General features: G+C 73.9%; 21 protein-coding genes. 16 read left to right on the forward strand and 5 right to left on the reverse strand.

Annotated elements, in window-relative coordinates:
• Window positions 1–57: 57 nt before the first annotated feature.
• Window positions 58–180, forward strand: coding sequence for a type B 50S ribosomal protein L36 (ykgO, locus tag ACFV9J_RS11765; RefSeq protein WP_383619566.1), 123 nt, complete (start codon window positions 58–60; stop codon window positions 178–180).
• An 89-nt stretch (window positions 181–269) separates the two neighbouring features.
• On the opposite strand, the gene ACFV9J_RS11770 is transcribed toward ykgO, so the two are convergent.
• On the reverse strand, window positions 270–2162 hold the full coding sequence (locus tag ACFV9J_RS11770; protein WP_385353007.1) for a DEDDh family exonuclease: 1893 nt from the start codon (window positions 2160–2162) through the stop codon (window positions 270–272).
• A 164-nt stretch (window positions 2163–2326) separates the two neighbouring features.
• Between ACFV9J_RS11770 and ACFV9J_RS11775 the strand changes: the two genes are divergently transcribed.
• Together ACFV9J_RS11775 and ACFV9J_RS11780 are read left to right on the forward strand one after the other, a co-directional pair.
• Window positions 2327–3400: a polyprenyl synthetase family protein gene (locus ACFV9J_RS11775; RefSeq protein WP_385353009.1), complete on the forward strand. Its 1074-nt coding sequence runs from the start codon at window positions 2327–2329 to the stop codon at window positions 3398–3400.
• Between the two features lie 180 nt (window positions 3401–3580).
• Window positions 3581–5014 carry a WGR domain-containing protein gene (locus tag ACFV9J_RS11780; RefSeq protein ID WP_385353011.1) on the forward strand — a complete coding sequence of 478 codons (1434 nt, stop codon included), beginning with the start codon at window positions 3581–3583 and terminating at the stop codon, window positions 5012–5014.
• 36 nt (window positions 5015–5050) lie between these two features.
• Here ACFV9J_RS11780 and ACFV9J_RS11785 read toward each other — a convergent pair whose 3' ends face one another.
• The gene (locus ACFV9J_RS11785; protein ID WP_385353013.1) at window positions 5051–6151 is read right to left on the reverse strand and encodes a DUF475 domain-containing protein; all 1101 of its coding nucleotides are present in this window, start codon (window positions 6149–6151) and stop codon (window positions 5051–5053) included.
• A 132-nt stretch (window positions 6152–6283) separates the two neighbouring features.
• On the opposite strand from ACFV9J_RS11785, the gene ACFV9J_RS11790 reads away from it, so the two are divergent.
• The 4 genes from ACFV9J_RS11790 (at window position 6284) to ACFV9J_RS11805 (ending at window position 10412) form a co-directional block, all read left to right on the forward strand.
• Window positions 6284–6739 (forward strand): Fur family transcriptional regulator, encoded by a 456-nt coding sequence (locus ACFV9J_RS11790; protein ID WP_003978301.1) that lies wholly within the window; start codon window positions 6284–6286, stop codon window positions 6737–6739.
• A 29-nt stretch (window positions 6740–6768) separates the two neighbouring features.
• On the forward strand, window positions 6769–8991 hold the full coding sequence (gene katG, locus ACFV9J_RS11795) for a catalase/peroxidase HPI (RefSeq protein WP_385353016.1): 2223 nt from the start codon (window positions 6769–6771) through the stop codon (window positions 8989–8991).
• An 80-nt stretch (window positions 8992–9071) separates the two neighbouring features.
• Window positions 9072–10073 (forward strand): aminoglycoside phosphotransferase family protein, encoded by a 1002-nt coding sequence (locus ACFV9J_RS11800; protein WP_385353018.1) that lies wholly within the window; start codon window positions 9072–9074, stop codon window positions 10071–10073.
• 72 nt (window positions 10074–10145) lie between these two features.
• The gene (locus ACFV9J_RS11805) at window positions 10146–10412 is read left to right on the forward strand and encodes a hypothetical protein (protein ID WP_385353020.1); all 267 of its coding nucleotides are present in this window, start codon (window positions 10146–10148) and stop codon (window positions 10410–10412) included.
• On the opposite strand, the gene ACFV9J_RS11810 is transcribed toward ACFV9J_RS11805, so the two are convergent.
• Window positions 10355–11377, reverse strand: a complete 1023-nt coding sequence (locus tag ACFV9J_RS11810; RefSeq protein ID WP_385353022.1) for a MerR family transcriptional regulator — start codon at window positions 11375–11377, stop codon at window positions 10355–10357. The genes ACFV9J_RS11805 and ACFV9J_RS11810 overlap by 58 nt on opposite strands.
• 91 nt (window positions 11378–11468) lie before the next feature.
• On the opposite strand from ACFV9J_RS11810, the gene ACFV9J_RS11815 reads away from it, so the two are divergent.
• The 3 genes from ACFV9J_RS11815 to ACFV9J_RS11825 all read left to right on the forward strand — a co-directional run bounded on the left by ACFV9J_RS11815 (window position 11469) and on the right by ACFV9J_RS11825 (window position 16486).
• Window positions 11469–13001, forward strand: coding sequence for an alpha/beta hydrolase (locus tag ACFV9J_RS11815; RefSeq protein ID WP_385353024.1), 1533 nt, complete (start codon window positions 11469–11471; stop codon window positions 12999–13001).
• Window positions 13002–13053: 52 nt separating this feature from the next.
• The gene (locus ACFV9J_RS11820; RefSeq protein WP_385353026.1) at window positions 13054–14652 is read left to right on the forward strand and encodes a sulfite oxidase; all 1599 of its coding nucleotides are present in this window, start codon (window positions 13054–13056) and stop codon (window positions 14650–14652) included.
• A 133-nt stretch (window positions 14653–14785) separates the two neighbouring features.
• A complete protein-coding gene (locus ACFV9J_RS11825; RefSeq protein WP_385353028.1) occupies window positions 14786–16486 on the forward strand; it encodes a cellulase family glycosylhydrolase in 1701 nt (566 codons plus the stop codon).
• Window positions 16487–16513: 27 nt separating this feature from the next.
• On the opposite strand, the gene ACFV9J_RS11830 is transcribed toward ACFV9J_RS11825, so the two are convergent.
• Window positions 16514–16726, reverse strand: coding sequence for a hypothetical protein (locus ACFV9J_RS11830; protein WP_385353030.1), 213 nt, complete (start codon window positions 16724–16726; stop codon window positions 16514–16516).
• A gap of 1 nt (window position 16727) precedes the next feature.
• On the opposite strand from ACFV9J_RS11830, the gene ACFV9J_RS11835 reads away from it, so the two are divergent.
• The 3 genes from ACFV9J_RS11835 to ACFV9J_RS11845 are packed head-to-tail and all read left to right on the forward strand — an operon-like array spanning window position 16728 to window position 19149.
• Window positions 16728–17072, forward strand: coding sequence for a hypothetical protein (locus tag ACFV9J_RS11835; protein WP_385353032.1), 345 nt, complete (start codon window positions 16728–16730; stop codon window positions 17070–17072).
• A 53-nt stretch (window positions 17073–17125) separates the two neighbouring features.
• Window positions 17126–17815 (forward strand): response regulator transcription factor, encoded by a 690-nt coding sequence (locus ACFV9J_RS11840; protein WP_385353035.1) that lies wholly within the window; start codon window positions 17126–17128, stop codon window positions 17813–17815.
• Window positions 17812–19149 carry an ATP-binding protein gene (locus ACFV9J_RS11845; RefSeq protein WP_385353038.1) on the forward strand — a complete coding sequence of 446 codons (1338 nt, stop codon included), beginning with the start codon at window positions 17812–17814 and terminating at the stop codon, window positions 19147–19149. The genes ACFV9J_RS11840 and ACFV9J_RS11845 overlap by 4 nt, the downstream gene beginning before the upstream one ends.
• Window positions 19150–19172: 23 nt before the next feature.
• On the opposite strand, the gene ACFV9J_RS11850 is transcribed toward ACFV9J_RS11845, so the two are convergent.
• A complete protein-coding gene (locus ACFV9J_RS11850; protein ID WP_385353040.1) occupies window positions 19173–20039 on the reverse strand; it encodes a CAP domain-containing protein in 867 nt (288 codons plus the stop codon).
• Window positions 20040–20509: 470 nt separating this feature from the next.
• On the opposite strand from ACFV9J_RS11850, the gene ACFV9J_RS11855 reads away from it, so the two are divergent.
• From ACFV9J_RS11855 to ACFV9J_RS11865, 3 genes are read left to right on the forward strand one after another with little or no spacing between them, the layout of a single operon-like run.
• Window positions 20510–20788, forward strand: a complete 279-nt coding sequence (locus tag ACFV9J_RS11855) for an acyl carrier protein (RefSeq protein ID WP_003978314.1) — start codon at window positions 20510–20512, stop codon at window positions 20786–20788.
• The gene (locus tag ACFV9J_RS11860; protein WP_385353043.1) at window positions 20785–22071 is read left to right on the forward strand and encodes a beta-ketoacyl-[acyl-carrier-protein] synthase family protein; all 1287 of its coding nucleotides are present in this window, start codon (window positions 20785–20787) and stop codon (window positions 22069–22071) included. The genes ACFV9J_RS11855 and ACFV9J_RS11860 overlap by 4 nt, the downstream gene beginning before the upstream one ends.
• Window positions 22068–23069 (forward strand): ACP S-malonyltransferase, encoded by a 1002-nt coding sequence (locus ACFV9J_RS11865; protein ID WP_385353045.1) that lies wholly within the window; start codon window positions 22068–22070, stop codon window positions 23067–23069. The genes ACFV9J_RS11860 and ACFV9J_RS11865 overlap by 4 nt, the downstream gene beginning before the upstream one ends.
• The last annotated feature ends 36 nt before the right edge of the window (window positions 23070–23105 follow it).

Genomic DNA, 23105 nt, shown 5'->3' on the forward strand with positions numbered 1-23105 from the left:
TGTGCGGCGTGACTGACATGCGCCCGCCGAGAAGTGCCGAGACGTGAGGAGGCAGTCGTGAAGGTCCGCAACTCCCTGTGCGCCCTCAAGGCCAGGCCCGGTGCGCAGGTGGTGCGCCGCCGGGGCGTGACGTACGTGATCAACAAGAAGGACCCGCGCTTCAAGGCCCGCCAGGGCTGAGCACCCGCCCGCTTCCCGGCCCGGCCCCGCGATCCAGGGGGCCGGGCCGTGGCGTGTGCGCGGGTGCACGCGCGTGCACGCGGCCGGGATCAGTCGTCCACGTCGACGCCGTAACCCTGGGCGAGGGCGCCCAGGTCGTGGTCGTAGCCCTGGCCGACGGCCCGCAGCCGCCAGCTCTGCCCGCGCCGGTAGATCTCCGCGAGCAGCATCGTGCGTTCCGTGGTGGCGGCGTCCAGCGTGGCCTGCGCCAGGGCCGCCGCACTCGTACCCGGGCCGGAGACGATGTGCAGGGCACCCACCTCCCCGAACGCCGGGGAGCCGTCGATCGCGGCGGCGACGACGACCTTGCGGGCCGAGGGCGGCAACGTGGCGAGGTCCACGCTCACGGTCTGCTCGGTCGGGCCGTCGCTCAGCAGCCGGACCGTGCCGCCCGGGTTCTCCGGGGCGCCGTAGAAGACGAAGTCCTCGTCGAAGGAGACCTGTCCGTCCTCGTCCAGCACGAACGCGACCACGTCGATCTCGCACGCCGTCTGCTGCGCCCAGGACGCGGTGACCGTCCAGCGGTGTTCCGCCCCCCGCCCCTTCGGCAGCGGCAGGTCGACGACGCCACCGCGCGGCAGCACGTGGGCGGCGGCCCGTCCGCCCGCGGTGCCGGGCGCCTCCGCGACCACCGGTGCCACCAGCCACGCGGCGTCGTGAGTGGGCAGGAGCAGCGCGGTGATCCGGGGCAGCCGGCGGTCCGTGCGGCCGCCGTCGAGGACGACCACGTCGGTGACGCCGGCGGAGAGGTTGATGGCCGCGGCGCCGCCGAGTTCGACGACGCGGGTGCGGGCGGCGACCGCATCGGGGTGGGTGCCGCCGAGCACGAGGACCCGCCGCCCGGTCAGCGGCCCGCGCGGCTTCCCGGAACGCTTCCTGCCCAACTGCGCACCGGCGGCCTCGCCCTGCTTCGGCTCCGGCTCCGGCTCCGGCGCGCGTGGCGTCGGCACGGCCGGCAGCGCGGTGGCGGGCTCCGGGGCCGGTGCGGCTTCGGGCGCCGGTACCGGGGCCACCGTCCCCTCGTGGGCCGTGCCGGGGCGGACGTCGCCGAGCAGCCGCAGGAAGGCCGACTCGTCGATCACCGGGACGCCCTCGGCGTGTGCCCGGCGCGCCTTGGCCGAGTCCGCGGCCGGGTCGTTGGTGACCAGGGCGCTGGTGTGCCTGCTGACCGAGCCCATCATGTTGAGTCCCGCCGCGACGCCGCGCAGCACCAGGTCCGCCCGGGCGGTCCGGGTCTCCCCGGTGACGGCGACCTTCATGCCCTGCACCAGCGGCCCGCCCGCGGTGAGCCGCCCCGGGTTGCGGAAGGCGCACGGCGTCTTCGGCGGTGCGGGTGCGAACTGGGCGTCCTGCCGCGGCGGGCACGCCACCAGGGGCAGCGGCAGGTCGAGTTGGGCCGCTTCCCGCAGCGAGGCGCGCAGCACCCCCGCCAGCACCCGCGTGTCGTCCAGCGCGTCGTGCGCCTTGAGCTGGGGCACGCCGTAGTGCGCGGCGAGCGTGCCGAGCTTCAGGTCGTCGGTCGGCGGGTCGACGCGGCGGTTCAGCGCCAGGGTGCACAGCCGCCTGGCCACCGGCAGCCGCAGCCCCGCCCGGGTGAACTCGTGGGCGAGGAAGTCGTAGTCGAACTGGGCGTTGTGGGCGACCAGCACCCGGCCCTCCAGCAGGGCGCCGATCCGCCCGGCCACCTGCTCGAAGGCGGGCGCCCCGCGCAGCCGCTCGGCCGTCAGCCCGTGCACGTGCACCGGCCCCGGATCACAGCCGGGGTTCAGCAGGGTCGAGAACTCGCCGGTCTGCTCGCCGTCGGCGCCCAGCGTCACCACGGCCACGGACAGCACCCGGTCACGGCGCGGTACGAGACCCGAGGTCTCCACATCGACCAGCGCCCATTCGAAGGCGTAGTCGCGCAGGTCGGACAGATCGGAGGCGGCAGACGCGAGAGACATGGAGGAAGGATGGAGGTATATCCACATCTCCTTCAACTCGAACGACCATTGATCCCGTTTTGCGGCACCTGCGACCCGCATCCCCGGACGGGTCGCCGGACACTCCGGGCCTCCTGACACACTGCTGGGCGCGCCACCCGCCCAGGCCCCAGGAGGACTTCGTCATGACCGAGCAGCCGCTGGACCGTGCCGCCCGGATCGAGCGCCGGTTCAACGCGCTCTTCGCCGAGTACTTCGACACGCTGGGCACGGCACTGGACGCCCCGGCCTTCAGCCGGTTCACCCCCGACTGCGTCGGACTGCTGCGCGACCTGTCGCTGCGCGGCGGCAAGCGGATGCGGGTCGTGCTGCTGCACGAGGCGGCGCGCCTGGTGACCGCCGAGCCGGTGGACGGGCTGGACGCCGCCGCGCTGAGCATCGAACTGCTGCAGACCCACGGCCTGGTGCACGACGACCTCATCGACGACAGCGCCACCCGCCGGGGCGGCCCCACCACCTACTACGCCTACCGGGAGCGGTTCCCCGGGCGTCCGCGGGCGGCCCTCGGCCTCACCGTGCTCGCGGGCGACCTCGCCCTCGCCCTCTCCCTGCGCGTACTCCTGGCGGCCGAGCTGCCCGTCGCGGTGCGTCAGGCCATGGTCGAGGTCCAGACCCGGGCGGCGACCGACACCTTCGTGGGCCAGATCGCCGACCTGGAACGGGACTTCACCGCCGCGGTCCCGGACACGGAGATGCTGCACGACGTCGCCGACCACAAGACCGCCCGCTACTCGGTCCTCGCACCGATGCGCCTGGGCCTCCTGGCGGCGGGCGCCGAACCGGGCGCCCACGAGGACGAGCTGCGCCGGTACGCGCGGCTGGTCGGCGTCTGCGGGCAGATGCGCGACGACTGGCTGGACCTGTTCGGCGACGAGGGGACCACGGGCAAGCCGACGGGCGGCGACATCCGCGAGGGCAGGCACACCTACACCGTCGTCCGCCTGCTGTCCGCCGTGAGCGGCTCCGAGCGGGACTTCGTCAACGAGGCCCTGGGCGATCCGGCCTGCACGCCGCAGACCATCGCCGAGATCCGCGCGATCGGCGAGCGCACCGGCGTCGCCGACCGGATGCGTGCCGACATGCGGCAGTACGCCGAGCGGGCCCGACTGGTGGCTCAGGGCTGGCGTCCGCGGTGGCGCGAGGACGCCGTCGCGTTCTTCGAGCTGCTGCCGCGGTGGAGCGTCGAGCGGACCGCCTGACACCTGTTCCCTGCAGGAGACCGCGACGCCCCACACCGAGAAGTCGACGGACGCCACGTTCAACTCACTGATGCGCTACGTCCCCACCGCCGGCCAGGACCACTGTCAGTGGGACCTCGTACGGTGTGATCAGTGGAACCCGCGGAACACGCCGCGGGACCGACCGGGGAGAGGTCTGCCATGTCGAGGACGTACCTGGAGCTGTCGCAGGACGACGGGAGCGCGCACAAGTTCTACGAAGTCACCGTCCAGGGACAGGTCGTGACGGTGCGCTACGGCCGGATCGGCGCGGCAGGACAGACCCAGACGTCGACCTTCCCCACCGCCCAGAAGGCCGAGGCGGCGGCCGCCAAGAAGATAGGCGAGAAGGTGCGCAAGGGCTACGAGGCAGCCGTGCAGGGACAGCGCGCGCCCCGCGCGGTCACCCGCCGGCAGGTGTCCTCCGCGCCGTCCACCGCCCGCGCGGTCGCACCGGTCCTGTGGCGGTTCCGCACCGGCTCCGCGGCCTTCGGCATCCACATCGACGAGGACCGGTGCTGGGTGGGCAACCAGGCGGGCGACGTCTACACCCTCGCCCACGGCGGCGAGGTCCTCGCCCGCTACCAACTGCCGGACGGCGTCAAGTGCCTGGTCGCCGACGACTTCTGGATCTACGCCGGCTGCGACGACGGCCGGGTCTACGACCTGTCGTCCAAACTGCCCTTCGCCGCCTACGACATCGCGGCCGACGTGGACATCTTCTGGCTCGACATCCACGAGGGCGTGCTGAACGTCGCGGACCGCGCCGGACGGCTCACCGTGATCGACCACGAGGACGAACACCAGTGGTCCCGCGGCGGACGCGGTGAGCACGCCTGGATGGTGCGCGCCGACGACCGGGCCGTCTACCACGGGCACACCCGCGGCGTGACGGCCCACTCCCCGGACGGCGGCGCCGAGTTGTGGCACACGCCCACCCAGGGGGCCGTGCTCTTCGGCTGGCAGGAGGACGACGCGGTCTACGCGGGAACGGCGCGGCACACGGTCCAGCGGCTGTCCAAGGCCACCGGTGGCATCGAGGCGACGTACCACTGCGACAGCCCGGTGTACTCGTGCGCCACCTCTCCCGGCGGCCGTTTCGTCTTCGCCGGCGACTCCGCCTCCTCGGTGTACTGCTTCGACCGGGACGGCACCCGGCTGTGGAAGCTGGGCACGGGCGGCGGCTCCGCCCTGTCCATGCAGTACCGCGACGAGCGGCTGTTCCTCGTCACCACCGACGGCTCCCTGGTGTGCGTGGACGCGAGCGAGGCGGCGGTCACGGCGGCGCAGCAGGGCTCGGTGCCCGTCGCCCGGGACGTGAAGCTCGCCGCCACCCTGCCGACGTACGCGCCCGCCACCGCCGCCACCGCCGTGACGACCGTGACCGCGGCGCCCGTGGGCTCCGTCGTGGTCGAATGCGTCCAGGAGCACGGCCGTACCCGGATCCACGTGGTGACGGAAGGGTACGACCGATCGTGGAACGTCCAGTTCCCGAGGGCGATCCGGGAGCCGGGCGCGCGCTACGTGGTCGACGCGCTGCACGCCGCGTCGGGCGGCTTCTACCGGGTGCGCGGTGACATCAGGCGCCTGCAGTGACGGCGCGGGCCCGCGTCGGGCGACCGGGGCCGCCCCTCAAGAGGCGTCCCGCAGCGCGCGGTTGCGGCGCACGGAGGACCAGAAGGAGGCGCCGATGAGCACGACGCCGACGAGGCCGGTGACGATCTCGTTGATCTCGTACTGGATGGTGACGAGGAGGATCAGCGACAGCGCGCCGATGGCGTAGTGGGCGCCGTGCTCCAGGTAGACGTAGTCGTCGAGGGTGCCCTGGCGGACCAGGTAGACGGTCAGCGACCGGACGTACATGGCGCCGATGCCGAGGCCGAGGGCCATCAGGACGATGTCGTTGGTGATGGCGAAGGCGCCGATGACGCCGTCGAAGGAGAAGGACGCGTCCAGGACCTCCAGGTAGAGGAACATGAAGAACGCCGCCTTGCCCGCCAGCTTGACGGGGGATCCGGGCCTCCCCGCCCGTTCCGCCTTCTGCGCCGCCTCCTGTTCGCGCTCCTCCTCGTCCTCGAGGCGTTGCTCGAAGAAGCCGGAGAGACCGCCCACGACCATGTAGGTGATCAGACCGGCGACACCCGCGAGCAGGACCGTCTGAGCCTTGTCGGCGTGCGTGCCGCCGTGCTGGTGGGCGTGGGCGCCGAAGGTGGTCGCGGAGACCAGCAGCACGATCAGGGCGATGCAGACCGACAGCATGTCGATCCTGCCGAGCCTGGCCAGCGCACGCTCCAGCCACCCCAGCCACTTGATCTCCCGGTCCTCGAAAACGAAGTCGAGGAAGATCATCATCAGGAACATGCCGCCGAAGGCCGCGATCGACGGATGGGCGTCCGTCACCAGCTCCTGATAGCGGTCCTTGTCGGTGAGCGCCAGGTGCACCGCGCTCCAGGGACTCAGCCGGGCACTGACCGCCACGATCACCACCGGGAAGACCAGCCGCATCCCGAACACCGCGATCACGATGCCCACGGTGAGGAAGATCTTCTGCCAGAAGGCGTTCATCTTCTTCAGGATCCCGGCGTTGATCACCGCGTTGTCGAAGGACAGCGAGATCTCCAGGACGGAAAGGATCGCCACGATGCCGAGGGCGGTCCAGCCGTCGTAGAGCACGCCCGCTGCCAGGCCGAGGGCCGTGACGGCGAAAGCCCAGCGGAACGTCTTCACAAGCACCGGCCACTCACTCCTGTCGTCGTGCCGTACGGGGCGGCATCACCTGCCAGTTCCCGCCACGCACGTTGTTTACCACGCTGGAGTCGTTCGTTTCCTTGAGCCGTTCGTGTCCCAGGGAGTAGGTTCGCCGCCATGACGGCATCCCGGAACTCCCGGAAACCGGCCACCGCCGACGAGTTGCGCCGCGCGGGACTGCGGGTGACCGCCGCCCGTGTCGCGCTGCTCGAGACCGTCCGGGCGGGGGACCACCTCGACGCCGAGGCCCTCACCTCCGGTGTGCGCCGACGGGTGGGCCACGTCTCCCTCCAGGCCGTGTACGACGCCCTGCACGCCCTCACCGCGGCACGGCTCGTGCGCCGGATCGAACCGCCCGGCAGCCCGGCGCGGTTCGAGGGACGGGTCGGTGACAACCACCACCACGTCCTGTGCCGGTCCTGCGGCGCCCTGGCCGACGTCGACTGCGCCGTCGGCGACGCGCCCTGTCTGACCGCCTCGGACGACCGCGGCTTCGTGATAGACGAGGCCGAGGTCATCTACCGGGGCCTGTGCCCCGACTGCTCCACCCCCGGCAGTTCCCCCGCACCCTGATCCGCCCCGTTCGGAAGGATTTCCCTCCCATGTCCGAGAACCACGACGCCATCGTGACCGACGCGAAGACCGAGGAGACGGACGGCTGCCCGGTCGTCCACGGACGCGCCCCGCACCCCACGCAGGGCGGCGGAAACCGTCAGTGGTGGCCGGAGCGGCTCAACCTGAAGATCCTCGCCAAGAACCCCGCCGTCGCCAACCCGCTGGGTGAGGAGTTCGACTACGCCGAGGCCTTCGCCGCCCTCGACCTGCCCGCCGTGAAACGGGACATCGCCGAGGTGCTGACCACCTCGCAGGACTGGTGGCCCGCCGACTTCGGCAACTACGGCCCGCTGATGATCCGGATGGCCTGGCACAGCGCGGGCACCTACCGCATCAGCGACGGCCGCGGCGGCGCGGGCGCCGGCCAGCAGCGCTTCGCCCCGCTCAACAGCTGGCCCGACAACGGCAACCTCGACAAGGCCCGCCGCCTGCTGTGGCCGGTCAAGAAGAAGTACGGCCAGAACCTCTCCTGGGCCGACCTGCTGGTCCTCACCGGCAACGTCGCGCTGGAGACGATGGGCTTGGAGACCTTCGGCTTCGCCGGCGGCCGCGCCGACGTGTGGGAGGCCGAGGAGGACGTCTACTGGGGCCCCGAGACCACCTGGCTCGACGACCGGCGCTACACCGGCGACCGCGAGCTGGAGAACCCGCTCGGCGCCGTCCAGATGGGTCTGATCTACGTCAACCCGGAAGGCCCGAACGGCAACCCGGACCCGATCGCCGCCGCCCGCGACATCCGTGAGACCTTCCGCCGCATGGCGATGAACGACGAGGAGACCGTCGCCCTCATCGCCGGCGGACACACCTTCGGCAAGACCCACGGCGCCGGCCCCGCCGACGCCGTCGGCGACGACCCCGAGGCCGCCGCCATGGAGCAGCAGGGCCTCGGCTGGAAGAGCACCCACGGCACGGGCAAGGGCGGCGACGCCATCACCTCCGGCCTGGAGGTCACCTGGACCAGCACGCCGACCCAGTGGGGCAACGGCTTCTTCAAGAACCTCTTCGAGTTCGAGTACGAGCTGGAGCAGAGCCCGGCCGGCGCCAACCAGTGGGTGGCCAAGGACGCCCCGGAGATCATCCCCGACGCGCACGACCCGGCGAAGAAGCACCGCCCCAGGATGCTCACCACCGACCTGTCGCTGCGCCTCGACCCGATCTACGGGCCGATCTCCCGCCGGTTCTACGAGAACCCGGAGGAATTCGCGGACGCCTTCGCCCGCGCCTGGTTCAAGCTGACCCACCGCGACATGGGCCCGAAGTCGCTGTACCTGGGCCCGGAGGTTCCCGAGGAGACCCTGGTCTGGCAGGACCCGCTGCCCGAGCCCGAGGGCGAGGCCGTCGACGCCGAGGACGTCGCCACCCTCAAGACCAAGCTCCTCGAGTCCGGCCTGTCGGTGTCGCAGCTGGTGACCACCGCGTGGGCATCGGCGTCCACCTTCCGCGGGAGCGACAAGCGCGGCGGCGCCAACGGCGCCCGCATCCGCCTCGAACCGCAGCGCGGCTGGGAGGTCAACGAGCCCGACGAACTGGCGCAGGTGCTGCGCGTCCTGGAAGGCGTCCAGCGGGAGTTCAACTCCGGGTCCGGCGCCAAGAAGGTCTCCCTGGCCGACCTGATCGTCCTCGGCGGCACGGCCGCGGTCGAGAAGGCCGCCAAGGAAGCCGGCTTCCCGGTGCAGGTCCCCTTCACCGCGGGCCGCGTGGACGCGACGGAGGAGCACACCGACGCCGAGTCGTTCGAGGCCCTCGAACCGACCGCCGACGGGTTCCGCAACTACCTGGGCAAGGGAAACCGGCTGCCCGCCGAGTTCCTGCTCCTCGACCGGGCGAACCTGCTCACCCTGAGCGCACCCGAGACGACCGTCCTGGTCGGCGGTCTGCGCGTGCTGGGCGCGGGCCACCAGCAGTCCCAGCTCGGCGTCCTCACCCGCACGCCCGGCTCGCTGACCAACGACTTCTTCGTCAACCTGCTCGACCTGGGCACCGAGTGGAAGTCGACGTCCGAGGACCAGACCACCTTCGAGGGCCGCGACGCCGCCACCGGCGAGGTCAAGTGGGCCGGCAGCCGCGCCGACCTGGTCTTCGGCTCCAACGCCGAGCTGCGGGCGCTCGCCGAGGTCTACGCGAGCGACGACGCGGCGGAGAAGTTCGTGCACGACTTCGTCGCCGCCTGGGTGAAGGTCATGAACCTCGACCGCTTCGACCTGGCCTGATCCACCTCGCCCCGCCCGGGACACCCCGGGCGGGGCGGAAACCGGTGGCCGCGCGCGGTGCACGGTGCTGGGATGGTCCGATGCTCAGTGACACGCCCGTGACCGTGGACCGGGGGCGGTACCAGGACACCGTCACCCCCTGGGACGAACCGGCCTGGCGTACCGAGGCCGTCGGCTGGATCGAGGCCCGGCTGGCCGCCCACGGCCTGCGGCCGACGGGACGGTGGCGGGTGCGGCTGCGGCCGTGGTCCGTCCTGCTGCGGCTGTACGTCGGGGGAGACGACGCCGTCTGGTTCAAGGCCAACCCGCCGGCCAGCGCCTTCGAGGGCGCGCTGACCGCCTCGCTGGCCCGCTGGGTCCCCGGGCACGTACTGGAGCCGCTGGCGGTGGACGCCGCCCGGGGCTGGTCGCTGCTGCCCGACGGAGGGCCGCTCTTCCGGGACGTGCTGGCACGCGAACCGGTCGACCCCGGCGACTGGGAGGAACTCCTGCGCCAGTACGCGGCCATGCAGCACGCCCTCACCTCGCGCACGAGCGAGATCGAACGCCTGGGCGTGCCCGCCGTGACCGCCGCTGCGCCGGCCGGCCTCCTGGACCGGCTCGACACCACGCCCCTGCCCGCCCGGGACCGGGCCGCGCTGCGGGAACTGCGCCCCCGCCTGCTGGACTGGTGCGCGGAACTCACGGCCCTGGGTGTCCCCGACTCCCTCGACCACGCGGACCTGCACGACGGCCAGCTGTTCCGCCCCGCGCCCGGCAGGTTCACCTTCTTCGACTGGGGCGACGCCGTCGTCGCCCAGCCCTTCTCCAGCCTCGCCGTCCCCGCCCGCCGCGCCGCCGAACGCTACGGGCCCCAGGTACTGCCGCGCCTGCGCGACGCCTACCTCGAACCCTGGACCGGCGAGGGCCGTACGGCCGCGCAGCTGCGGCGCGCGGTGAGCCTCGCCTGGCGGCTCAGCGCCCTCAACCGCGCCGCCGCCTACGGCAGGCTCTTCCCCGGCGCATCCGGCGCCGCCGGTGCCGAGACGGCCGCGGCGGGCGCACGCTGCCTCCTCGAGCTGCTGGACGAACCACCGTTGTAGGGAGGGCTCGTCCACAGGTCCGTCCCCGGCGTTCGGGTGCCGTTGTCAGTGGCGGATGCGAGGCTTCGAGTCATGGATGAGGTGGAGTTCATGCGCGGCAGGGTCTACGGCGCCGACCACGACAACCCCGGGCCGCGCGCCGGACGCGTCTACGCGCACCTGGTGGGCGGGCCCCTGGACGGACTGCTGCTGGACGTCACGGACCTCACGGAACAGGAGCGCGCCCGCGGCGTGACGCTGGCGACGGAGATAGGCCGCTACGGCCCGGGCGGCCGCTCCGCCTACGCGCCGAGGCCGGGCGACACCCGCCGCTTCGACTGGCGGGGCGACGTGCCCTGATCCGGCACCGCCCCCGTCCCCGCGGTCAGCGCCGCCAGCAGCCAGTCGTGCGCGGACCCGGGCGTCGGTTCCGGTCGCGCGCCCGGAGCGGTGGTCACCTCGGCCACCAGCTCCCAGTAGCCGTCCAGCCGAGGGTCTGCCGCGAGCTGCCCGGCCAGCCGGCGGCGGAAGCCGGGGGTGTCCCGCACCCCGTACGCGCTCGTGTACGAGGCGACGAACGCGTCCAGGGCCTCACCCGGACGCGGTTCCCGGCCGCGGCGCAGGTGCACCCCGGCCAGCTCGTACGCCTCCGCGAGCCCCGTGTACAGCAGGGCGGCCCCCCGTGCCCCGGCGGCCCGGTGCGCCTCGGGCTGGGGCTGGACGGTGCCGGGGCGGCACGGGGCGAGGGTGAGGGCGTTGAGGCGGGCGAAGGCCAGGACCTGGGCCGGGGCGGGTTCGTCCGGGGGCTGCGGGACCGCCACGTCCAAAAACGCGCCGGCCGAGCGGGCCGGCATCCTCGCCGGAAGCCAGCCCCGCCAGAACCGCACCAGCGGGGCCGTGCTCGGCGGGACGGACACGGCACCGATCAACCGCAGCCGGTCGGCCTGCTCGCCCGGCGGGGCCTCCTGCACCAGCCGCAGCGCGGCCTCGCGCCAGCGCAACGCCCTCAACTCCGAGCCGACCTCACGCAGCCGGCCCGCCACCGCGGCCTCCAGCGCCCCGCCCTCGCCGCCCGCCGTGCCGTGCGCGTGCCGCTCGTCGAGGATCCGGCGCACCTCGGGAACGGCCAGCCCGAGGGCACGCAGCGAACGGATCAGCCGCAGCCGGTCGAGTGCCTCCGGACCGTACCGCCGGTGCCCGCCGGCGCTGCGGGACGCCTCCGGCAGCAGACCCCGGTCCGAGTAGAAACGGACGGTCTTGACGGTGACACCCGCGCCCTCGGCCAGCTCGCCGATGCCGCACAGACCGTCGCTCGAGGTGAACACTTGAACCTCCCTCAGGGGGAGTTCCTACCGTACCGGCGACAGCGGGCCGGTGACCGGGCCGGGCCGCGCAGTGGACGGAGGAGAGAAGACCATGACCGCGTTCATCCTGGTGTCGGGCATGTTCACCGGCACGCACATCTGGCAGGACACCGCCGCGCGCCTGACCGCCCGGGGCGCCGAGGCACACACGGTCGCCCTCACCGGCCTCGACGGACCGCGCGCGGCCGCCGCGTCCGGCGTGGACCTGGAGACCCACATCGCGGACGTGCTCGCGGTGATCGACTCGGTGGGCGCGGCCGGGGACCGGCGGATCGTGCTGGTCGGCCACGACTACGGCATCCACCCGGCGGTCGGCGCCGCCGACCGGCGTGCGGAGCGCGTCGACCGGATCGTCCACCTGGACTCGGGACTGCCGCGGGACGGCGTCCCCGCCCTGGCCGCCCTGCCCGACCAGTCCCTGCGCGAGCACCTCACCGCGGCCCCAGCCGCCGACGGGGCCGACGGGGTGCTGCCGCCCCCGGCACCCGAGGAGTGGCCGCGCTGGGGCAGCACCGCGGGCGTACCGGACGCGGCCCTGGACCGGCTCACCGCCCTCGCCGCGCCGCAACCGCTGGGGACCCTGCTCCAGCCGCTGCGGCTGACCGGCGCCGTCGACCCGGTGCCCACCACCGGCGTGCTGTGCACCGGCAACGGCACGAGCATCGAGCTGGTCCAGATGCTGGTGCGCCTCGGAGATCCCGCGCTGCGCCCCCTGACCGACCCCCGGGTGAGCTTCTTCGAACTCCCCACCGGGCACTGGCCGATGCTGTCCCTGCCCGCCGAGCTGACGGACGTACTGCTGCGGGCCGCGGCGGGCGAGGGGCACCGGCTGGAGCCGGTCGACGACGCCGCGGGGCCCGGCCACCTGCAGCCGTTCCTGATGGACGTGCCCGACGTCCCTAGGGAGCGGCACGGGAACGTCGACCTCTACCTGCCCGACGCCGAGGAGCCGCGGCCCGCCGTGGTGCTCGTGCACGGCGGACCGGTCCCCGCCGACGCCCGGCCCACCCCGCGGGACTGGCCCGGGCTGACGGGGTACGCGCGGTGCGTGGCGGGGGACGGAGCCGTGGGCGCACTCCTCGACCACCGCCTGCACGACCTCGGCGACTTCGAGCGTGCCGCCGCGGACGTGGCCGCCGCCGTCGAGGCGGTGCGGGCCGACCCACGGGTGGACGGGGACCGGGTCGCGCTGTGGTTCTTCTCCGGCGGCGGCCTGATCGCCGCCGACTGGCTGGACGCCCCGCCGGCCTGGCTGCGCTGTCTGGCGGCCACCTACCCCGTCCTGGCGCCGCTGCCGAACTGGGGACTGTCCGAATCCCGTTTCCGACCGGTGCGCGCCGTGGCGAACGCCGGTGCCCTGCCCGTCGTCCTCACCCGGGTGGGACGGGAGATGCCCGAGATCGCCGCCACCGTGGAGGAGTTCCTGGCCGCGGCCAAGGACTGCGGGGCCGACGTGGAGGTGGTCGACGTTCCGCACGGCCACCACGGTTTCGAGACCATCGACCTGACCGACGAGTCGCGCACGGCGGTGCGGCACGCGCTGCGCACGGTGCTGGACCACGCCTTCGGCGGGCACGCGCGATGACGGTGGGCGCCGCCCTACCAATCCGGCCTCCGCCCGGTGTCGGATTACCCGCGTGAGCGACCACGACAAGACACCACGGAATCCGTCGGCCAGGACCTGGACACGCCTCGGGCTGGGCGCACTGAGCGGTCTGCTGGCCGGTGGCGCCGCGCTCGCCGTCGCCGAGTTGGTGGCGGCGGCGGTACGTCCCCAGTCCGGCCCGGTCGTCGCGGTCGGCGGGGCCGCCATCGACCGTACGCCGACCGCCGTGAAGGACTGGGCGATCCGCACCTTCGGCACCAACGACAAGCTGGTGCTCCAGCTCGGCATCCTCGCCGTGCTGACCCTGTTCGCCCTGGCCCTCGGCGCGTTCGCCGTCCGCCACCGGCGCACCGGCGCCGCGGGAGTCCTCGTCTTCGGCGTCGTCGGCGCCGCGGCGGCCCTGGGCAGGCCCGACTCCACCGGCGTCACGGACGCCTTCCCCTCCGTCCTCGGGGCGATCGCGGGCGCGGTGCTCCTGTACCTCCTCGTGGGCCTCCTGCCGGCACCACGCCGCGAGGCGCCGGGGGAGCGGGGCGAGGGCTGGGACCGGCGCCGTTTCGTGATCGCGGCGACCGCCGCCGCGGCGGCCTCGGCCGGGGCCGGTGTCCTGGGCCGGGCCCTGAGCGGCGCGGGCGGCCGGGAGGCGGTCGCCTCCCGCGAGAACATCACCCTCCCGCCGCCCGACTCGCGTGCCCCGGCGGTGCCCCGGCGCGCGCAGGCCAGGGTGGAGGGGGTCAGTCCTTTCACGACTCCCAACAGCGACTTCTACCGGGTCGACACCGCCCTGGTGGTCCCCAAGGTGGACGCCACCGCCTGGCGGCTGCGCATCCACGGCGACGGGGTCACCCGGGAGAGGACGCTGACCTTCGACGACCTGCTGAGGCGGGAGCTGATCGAGCGGGACATCACCCTCACCTGCGTGTCCAACGAGGTCGGCGGCCCGTACGTCGGCAACGCCCGGTGGATCGGTGTCCGGCTCGCCGACCTGCTGGAGGAGTGCGGCGTCCGGCCGCCGTCGGCGGGCGGTCCGGCTGATCAGCTCGTGGCCCGCTCCGTGGACGGCATGACCATCGGCAGCCCCGTCGAGGACGTCATGGACGGCCGCGACGCGATGCTCGCCGTCGGCATGAACGGCGAACCCCTCCCGTTCGACCACGGATTCCCCGTCCGCATGGTCGTGCCCGGCCTCTACGGCTACGTCTCGGCCTGCAAGTGGATCGAGGACATCGAACTGACCACGTTCGACTCCTACGACTCGTACTGGGTCAAGCGCGACTGGGCTCGCGAGGCACCGATCAAGACCCAGTCCCGGATCGACACGCCGAAGCCGTTCGCCCGGCCGAAGGCGGGCACGGTGATGGTCGCCGGTGTGGCCTGGGCCCAGCACCGCGGCATCGACAAGGTCGAGATCCGCGTCGACGACGGCCCCTGGGAGGAGGCCGTCCTGGCCGCTGAGGACTCGCGCGACACCTGGCGACAGTGGACGTACGCCTGGCGGGCCACCAAGGGCGGTCACACCCTCACCGTGCGGGCCACCGACCGGACCGGCGAGGTGCAGACGGACAAGCGCACCCGCACCGTGCCCGACGGCGCCAGTGGACGGCACTCGGTGGTGGTGACGGTGGACTGACGTCCCACCGGACGGCAAGCGTTTTCTGTCCGTTGCCTTGACGTGTACGCGCCCTAGTGAGTTTCATGGGGGCAGGCGTGGGAGCGCTCCCACGCCTGCCCCCATGTCCGCACTACCCAGCCCTGGAGTCGCCGTGCGCCCAGCAAGACGCGATACACCGAGAACCCTCCCGGCCCGCCTGCTGGCCGGACTGGCCGCGCTGATCGGGCTGGTCGTCGTCGGCGCCCTCTGTCCGGGCGCGGCCCTGGCCCAGTCGCCCGCGGTGCGGTCCGCCGGAGTCCCGTCACCCGACGCGCAGGCGGCGGGCCTGCACATCAGTGACGGCCGGCTGCTGGAGGGCAACGGCAACGACTTCGTCCTGCGCGGGGTCAACCACGCCCACACCTGGTACCCCGGCGAGACGCAGTCGCTGGCGGACGTCAAGGCGCTGGGCGCCAACAGCGTCCGGGTCGTCCTCTCCGACGGGCACCGCTGGAGCGAGAACGGCCCCGCGGACGTCGCCGCCGTCATCGAGCAGTGCAAGGCCAACCGGCTCATCTGCGTACTGGAGGTGCACGACACCACCGGCTACGGCGAGGACGCGGCGGCCGGCACGCTCGACCACGCGGCCGACTACTGGATCGGCCTCAAGGACGTCCTGGCCGGCCAGGAGGACTACGTCATCGTCAACATCGGCAACGAGCCCTGGGGCAACACCGACCCGGCCGGCTGGACCGATCCGACCGTCGCGGCCGTCAAGAAGCTGCGCGCCGCCGGGCTCCAGCACACGATCATGGTGGACGCCCCCAACTGGGGCCAGGACTGGCAGGGCGTCATGCGTGCCAACGCGCGGTCCGTCTACGACGCCGACCCCACCGGCAACCTCATCTTCTCCATCCACATGTACAGCGTCTTCGACACCGCCCAGGAGATCACCGACTACCTGAACGCGTTCGTCGACGCCGAACTGCCCATCCTCATCGGTGAGTTCGGCGGACCCGCCGACCAGTACGGCGATCCGGACGAGGACACCATGATGGCCACCGCCGAGCAGCTCCGCCTCGGCTACCTGGCCTGGTCGTGGAGCGGCAACACCGACCCGGTCCTCGACCTGGCGCTCGACTTCGACCCGAGCAGGCTCAGCGGCTGGGGCGAACGCATCTTCCACGGCGTCAACGGCATCGCCCAGACCTCGAAGGAGGCCACCGTCTACGGCGGCGGCGCCCCGGACGACACCGAGGCCCCGACGGCACCCGGCACCCCGAGCGCCACCGCGGTCACCGACACCTCCGTCACACTCGGCTGGGCCGCCGCCACCGACGACACCGCGGTCACCGGATACGACGTCGTCCTGGTCGGCGACGGCACCGGGACCACGGTCGCCTCCTCGACCAGCACCACCGCCACCGTGACCGGACTCACCGCCGCCACCACCTACACCTTCGCCGTCCACGCCCGCGACGCGGCGGGCAACCGGTCCGCACGCTCCGCGACGGTGGAGGTCACCACCGACGAGGGCGGCGGCACCCCCGGCGGCACCTGCTCCGTCGGCTACCGCGTCGTGGGCGAGTGGCCCGGCGGCTTCCAGGGCGAGATCGCCGTCCGCAACACCGGGGGCGCCGCCGTCGGCCCCTGGACGCTCGCCTTCGCCTTCGCGGACGGCCAGACCATCACGAACATGTGGGGCGGCACCGCCACCCAGGACGCCGGCGCGGTGAGCGTCGCCCCGGCCTCCTACACCGCCACCATCCCGGCCGGCGGCACGGTCACCCTCGGCTTCACCGCGGGCAAGGGCGCCGACAACACCGCACCGACCGCGTTCAGCCTGAACGGGACCGCCTGCGCCACGCCGTGACCGAGGGGAGGGCGCGGGTGAGGAACGTCACCACGACACCTCGCGGACGTCGGCCCGGCTCCGCGGCTGCGTCGTGGCGGTGATCTCCGAGCGGTGACGGCTCGCCTCGAAGGTCACCTTCAGGGTCTGCGGCGCGCTCTGCTCCGTACGCACCGTGAAGCCCTGGTTCGGCACCGCCGAGATCAGACACACCCCGCCACCGCCGAACCGCACGGTCGCCTTGCCACCCTCGGAGGGCACCGTGTACACCCCCGCCCCGCCCTCCTCGCACCCCGGGGCACCCCCGCCCCCGGGCGGCCGCGGCGCCGTGGTGCGGGGGCTCGGCGTCGGCGTGGGGGTCGGCGTCGGCTCCGGCGGCTCCTCGCTGGTGCGGGACGGGGCCGGGCTGGGCGCGCGGCTCGTGGGCGACGGGCTGGGAGTGGCCGTCACGGTCTTGGACACGGTCGGCCGGGGCGGTGCCGGGAGCTCCTTCGGCGCGGTCTGCGCGACCGGCGCGGTCGGCCGGGTCGACCCCACCACGAAGTGGATCGTGATGATGACGGCCGTGACACTGGCCGCCGTGCAGGACAGCCAGATGATCAGGTAGCGAAGGAGGCGGGACACGACACCATAGTGACGGACCGGCTAACGTGCCTGCCCATGGCCTCCGTACTTGTCGTCGAGGACGACCCTGTGATCCGGGCCGCGCTGATCGAGGTCCTCACCGGACACGGCTACGCGGTCAAGACCGCACACCAGGGTTTCGAGGCGCTGCGCGACATCACCCAGAGCCCGCCGGACATCGTCGTGCTCGACCTCGGGCTGCCCGACCTCGACGGACTCGACGTGCTGCGGATGATCCGGGGCATATCCCGCGTCCCGGTGCTGGTCGCCACCGCCCGCGACGACGAGGCCGAGATCATCCGGCTGCTCAACGCGGGCGCCGACGACTACATGGTCAAGCCCTTCTCCGGCGGCCAGCTCGCGGCCCGGCTCGCCGCCGTGCTGCGCCGCTCCGCGCCCGCCGACCTCCCCGCCGCACGGCCGCCCGTCCTCCGGGTCGCCGACCTCCGCATCGACCCCACCGCGCGCACCGCCCACCTCGCCGGCCGGGAACTCCCCCTCACCCGCAGGGAGTTCGACCTGCTCGCCTACCTCGCCGCCAACGCCGACCAGGTCATGTCGCGGCAGCGGATACTCGCCGAGGTGTGGCAACAGCCGTACGTCGAGGACCAGACGGTGGACGTCCACCTCTCCGCACTCCGCCGCAAAATGGGCGAGAAGGCGCGAAAGCCGCGCTATCTCCACACCGTGCGGGGGATCGGCATCAAGCTGGTCAGCGCGCCATGAGACGTGCCCTCGCCGGGATCGCCCTGGCCGTCACCTCCATGGTGGCGCTGTCGTTCCTCATCCCGCTCGCCCTCCTCGTGCGCGAACAGGCCCGTGACCGGGTCACCACCGCCGCCGAGCAGCGCGCCGCGGCCCTCTCCCCGGTCCTCGCCCTCACCACCCGCCGCGCCGACGTCCAGCAGGCCGTCGCGGAACTCGGCTCCGCCGACCAACTGGTCGTCCGGCTGCCCGACGGCGGCTTCGTCGGCACCCCGCACGCGCCCGAGGAGGCCCTCGACCGGGCCGTACGGGGGCGGGAGACGCTCGCGGTGGACACCGCGGACGGCTGGGCCTACCTGCAGCCCGTCGTCCTGCGGGGCGAGCGGGTCGCGGTCGTCGAGGCCTACGTGCCCGCCGCCGACCTCACGCGGGGGGTGACGGCCTCCTGGGGTGTGATGGCGCTGCTCGCCCTGGGCCTGGTGGGCGGCTCGGTGCTGGTCGCCGACCGGCTGGGCGCCCGGGTGGTGCGCTCCTCCCGGGGCCTCAAGCGCGCCTCGCTCGCCCTCGGCTCCGGCGACCTCGGGGTCCGGGTGGAACCGGACGGCCCGCCCGAGCTCCAGGAGGCCGGAGCGGCGTTCAACACCATGGCCGACCGGGTCGTCGACCTGCTCGCCGTCGAGCGCGAGCTGGTCGCCGACCTCTCGCACCGGCTGCGCACCCCGCTGACCGCCCTGTACCTGGAGGCCGACCGGATGGGCGCGACACCGAGCGCCCTACGGGTCACGGAAGCCGCCGGGCAGCTCGAACGCGAGCTGGACTCGATCATCGCGGCGGCGCGTACACCCCTGGCGGCGGCACAGCTCGCCGGGACCGGGGCGGGCACGGCGAAACCGTGCGACGTCGCCGAGGTGGTCGCGATGCGCCTGGACTTCTGGTCGGTCCTCGCCGCCCAGCAGGAGCGGCCGTTCGAGCGCTCCCTCACTCCGCGTCCGGCCCCCGTGGCCTTCCCCGAGGACGACCTCGCCGCCGTCGTCGACGCCCTGATCGGCAACGTCTTCCGGCACACCCCGCAGGGCACCCGCTTCGTGGTGCGCGTGGAACGCCGGGACCGGCACGTGCGCCTCACGGTCGACGACGCCGGGCCGGGCGTCGCGGACCCCGGGGCGGCCCTCACCCGGGGCGTCAGCGTGGGCGGTTCCACGGGGCTCGGCCTGGACATCGTGGCCCGGGCGGCCCGTACGGCGGACGGCGAACTGACGATCACCCGCGCGCCGCTGGGCGGCGCACGGGTGACGGTGTCGTTCGCGCTGGCCGACGCGCGGGCGGCCGGGCGGCCGGGTGGCGGTGACCGGTGACGCGCCGACCGCGGTGACCGGTGTCAGCGACCGGTACCGAAGTCCTGCGTCCACCAGGGGCCGCCGTCGCCGAAGTGGACGCCGACCCCCAGCTCCTTGAAGGAGCAGTTGAGTATGTTCTCGCGGTGGCCGGTGCTGTTCATCCAGGCGTCCATCACCGCGGCGGCGTCCGCCTGGCCCTGGGCTATGTTCTCGCCCAGCGCCGACCACTGGTAGCCGGCGGCCTCGACCCGGCTCGCCATCGTGGAGCCGTCGGGACCCGTGTGGGACATCACACCGCTGCTCGCCATGACGTCGCTGTAGTCGTCGGCCGCGCGGGTCAGTCTGCTGTTCGCGGTGACCGGGGAGCAGCCCGCCGCGGTCCGCTCCTCGTTGACCAGCGCGAGGACCTGCGCCTCGGCACCGCCCGTCGAGCCGGAGCCCGAGCCGGAACCCGAACCCGAGCCGCTGGACGCCCCCGAACCGCTGCCGGACCCGCTGCCCCCCGACCGGTCGCCGCCGCTCTTCGTGGTGGCCCTGACGGGAGCCTTGGAAGTCGGCGCGGAAGCCTTGGGGGCACGTGTCGTGGGGCTCGCCGTCTTCGTCGGTGTCCTCTTCGGCTCGGCACTCGGACTCGGCGAGCCGCCGGCCGTGGCGCTCGGGCGCGCCGGCGCGGAGGCGAGCGGTGCCGCACCGCCCGCCGCTTCCCCGGCGTTGGACGCCTGGTCGGCGGCGTTCGCGGTGACCCGGTCGGAGGCCCCGCCGTCGTCGCCGTCGCCGACGGCCAGGGTGATTCCGACGCCCGCGGTCAGGGTGACGGCACCGAGTGCCAGCGCGGTACCGCGGTTCCTGAGTCCGCCGCGCGGGCGGGCGTGGGAGCGGGACGGGCGAGCGGCTCGGCGGGAACCCATACGCAGGACACCTCGGCTTGTCGGTCGGCTGGCGGAGCCCCCGTACCCGGTGGACGCGAACGCGCCCACCGGGACTGTGGGGGGTGTTCGAGAGCCTAGGGCGCGACCGGCGTGGAAACGCCCGTTCGAGGGCCGTCTTCAGAAAGCCTTAAAAGAGCCGCCAAAGTCCGTTGAGGATGTCCGGCGCCCCGTTTCGCCCCGTCCGGTCCCTTACGCGCCCGCTGCCTGCCACCCTCGGTCGGTCCCGGGGCGCTTCAAGGTGAAGGGGGGACAGGGGTGCTCGCAGGAGCCCGTCCCGTGCTCCCGATGCTCCGCCGTCCCCCCGTCCCCGGCGCTTACCGTGCCGCACGGCCGGACAGCCTGTCGGCGTGCACCGGCAGGTCGCCGGACACCACCGGCGCGCCCGAGGAACGGGTCCTCCCGCCCACCGCCTCCGGGCGCGCCGTGCACCGACCAAGGGAGTACCGGACATGCCGTCCACCGCCGACGAACGACAGCTGCTCGACGAACTGCGTGACCTGCTCGCCGCCACGGTCGAGGACCTGACCGTGGAGGAGATCGGTCCCGACTCCTCGCTCCAGGACGACCTGGGCGTCGACTCGCTGGCCCGGCTGGAACTGGTCGCCGCGATCGAGGACCGCTGGCAGATCGAGGTCCCCCAGGAGCAGGCGGACCGGCTCACGACGGTGCGGCAGATCGCCGCCCACCTCGCCGAGGCCGTCGCCGCCCCCGCGGGCGGCACCGCGTGAGTCCACGACACGCGGCCGATCCGGCCCCCGAGGAGCGGGCCGCCGTCGTCACGGGGCTGGGACTGACCACCTCGCTGGGCGGCGACGTCCCCTCCACCTGGCGGGCTCTGCTGGACGGCGTGTGCGGCGTCGAACGCGTCGACTTCGGCGGGCCGGCGGGGCCCGCGCAGGTGTACCTCGCGGCCCGGGCCGCGGTCGACCCCACGACGGTCCTGTCGTCCGCCAAGGCGGCGCACTGCGACCGTTCGGCGCAGTTCGCCCTCGTGGCCGCCCGCGAGGCCGTTCGCCACGCGGGGTTCCCCGACCCGTCGGCGCTCGCCGGGGACGGCTCGCGGGTGGCGGTGGTCGTCGGGGTGGGGCTGGGCGGCCTCACCAGCGTCCTGGAGCAGAACCACCGCCTGCAGACGCGGGGCCCGGGGCGGGTGAGCCCGCGCGCCATCCCGGTCATGCTGCCCAACCACCCGGCCGCCGAAGTGGGGCTCATGGTGGGCGCGAAGGCCGGGGTGCACGCCCCTGTCAGTGCCTGCGCCTCCGGTGCCGAGGCCCTCGCCCAGGCCCTCGGCATGATCCGGGACGGCCGCGCGGACATCGTGGTCGCGGGCGGCACCGAGGCCGCGCTGCATCCGCTGGCCCTGGCCGGGTTCGCGCGGCTGCAGGCCCTCTCCCTGCGCCACGACGATCCCAAGGGGGCCTCCCGGCCCTTCGACGCCGACCGGGACGGCTTCGTGATGGGGGAGGGCGCCGGCATGCTCGTGGTCGAGAGCGCCGCGCACGCCGCCGCCCGCGGCGCCCGCGTCCACGGCCGGCTGTCCGGGGCGGGCATCACCAACGACAGCCACCACGTGGCCCAGCCGGCGCCCGGCGGTACCGGCTGTGCGGCGGCCGTCGACGCCGCGCTGCGCGACGCGGGGCTCGTGCCGGAGCAGATCCAGCACGTCAACGCCCACGCCACCTCCACACCGCTCGGCGACCTCGGCGAGGCGCGGGCGCTGCACAGCGTCTTCGCCAAGGGAGTGGACGACGTGACGGTCAGCGCCACCAAGGGCGCCTTCGGACACACCCTCGGTGCCGCCGGAGCCATCGAGGCCGTCCTCACCGTCCTCGCCCTGCGGGACAGAACGGCACCGCCGGCCTGCAGCCTCCAACGGGTCGACCCCGAGATCGGCCTGAACGTCGTCGGCCGCGACCCGGCGGCACTGCCCTCCGGGCCCCTCGCGGCCGTCACCACGAGCATGGGCTTCGGCGGACACAACGTCGCGCTCGCCTTCGCCGGCGCCTCATGACGGACGACCGTCTGGCCCCCGCCGGCGGCACACCGCGCACCGTGCTGATGTGCCCCGGCCAGGGGGCCTACCTGCCCGGCGCCCTGCGTCACCTGAGCGGGGTCCCGTCGGTCGCGCGGGTGCTGCGGACGGTCGACGCCCACAGCACCGCACTCGGCTCCACCGGCACCCCCGTGGGCCGCCTCCTCACCGACAGCGCCGCGTCCGACCCCGACCTGCTCGTGCGTACCGACCCCCTCGCCTTCGACCTGGCCACGTACGCCGCCGTGGTCGCCTCCGCCGCCGTCCTGCTCGATCTCGCGACGCCGCCCGTCCACGCGGTGCTCGGCCACAGCGTGGGCGACCTCGCGGCGCTCACCGTGGCCGGGGTCATCACGATCGAACAGGGCGTGCGGCTGCTGCACGTCCGCGACCGGCTGCTGCGCGACGCCGCGCTGCCGGCCGCGGGCCTGCTGGCCACCGACCTGACCGCCGAGCTGGCGGCCGACCTGCTGCGCGCCGAGGGCCTGCCGCAGGTGCGGATCGCCGCCCGCAACGCCCCCGGCCAGACCGTCCTGGCGGGACCCGAGGACCAGTTGGCCGCCGTCGGGAGAGCGGCCCTGGCGCTCGGCCGACGCGCCACCCCGCTGACCACCCGCACCGCCTACCACCACCCGCTGCTCGCCGAGGTGCAGCGGGCCTTCCGGCGCCTGCTGCGCGCCCAGCCCGTCGTCCCGCCCACGCTCCCCGTGTACACGGCCGCCACGCCGGGGCCCGCCCGCACCCCGGCCCAGCTGCGCACGGTGGCGGCCGCACACCTCTGCGAGCCGCTCGCCTTCCACCGGACGCTGCGCGCGCTGCGCCTGGCCGGATTCACCACCTACCTCGACAGCGGCCCCCGGGCGCTGCTGAGCACCCTGGCCCGGGCCGGCCTGCCCGGCTGCACCACCGCCGCCCCCTCCCGCACACCGGCCGGTCTCGACCGCATCCGCCTGCGCCTGACCGCCGCCCTGCGGTGACGCGGCCGGGAGTGGCCCGGCTCACATGGCGTACGG

The sequence above is a fragment of the Streptomyces sp. NPDC059906 genome (genome assembly GCF_042730645.1).
GTDB classification, from domain to species: Bacteria; Actinomycetota; Actinomycetes; order Streptomycetales; family Streptomycetaceae; genus Streptomyces; species Streptomyces rubrogriseus.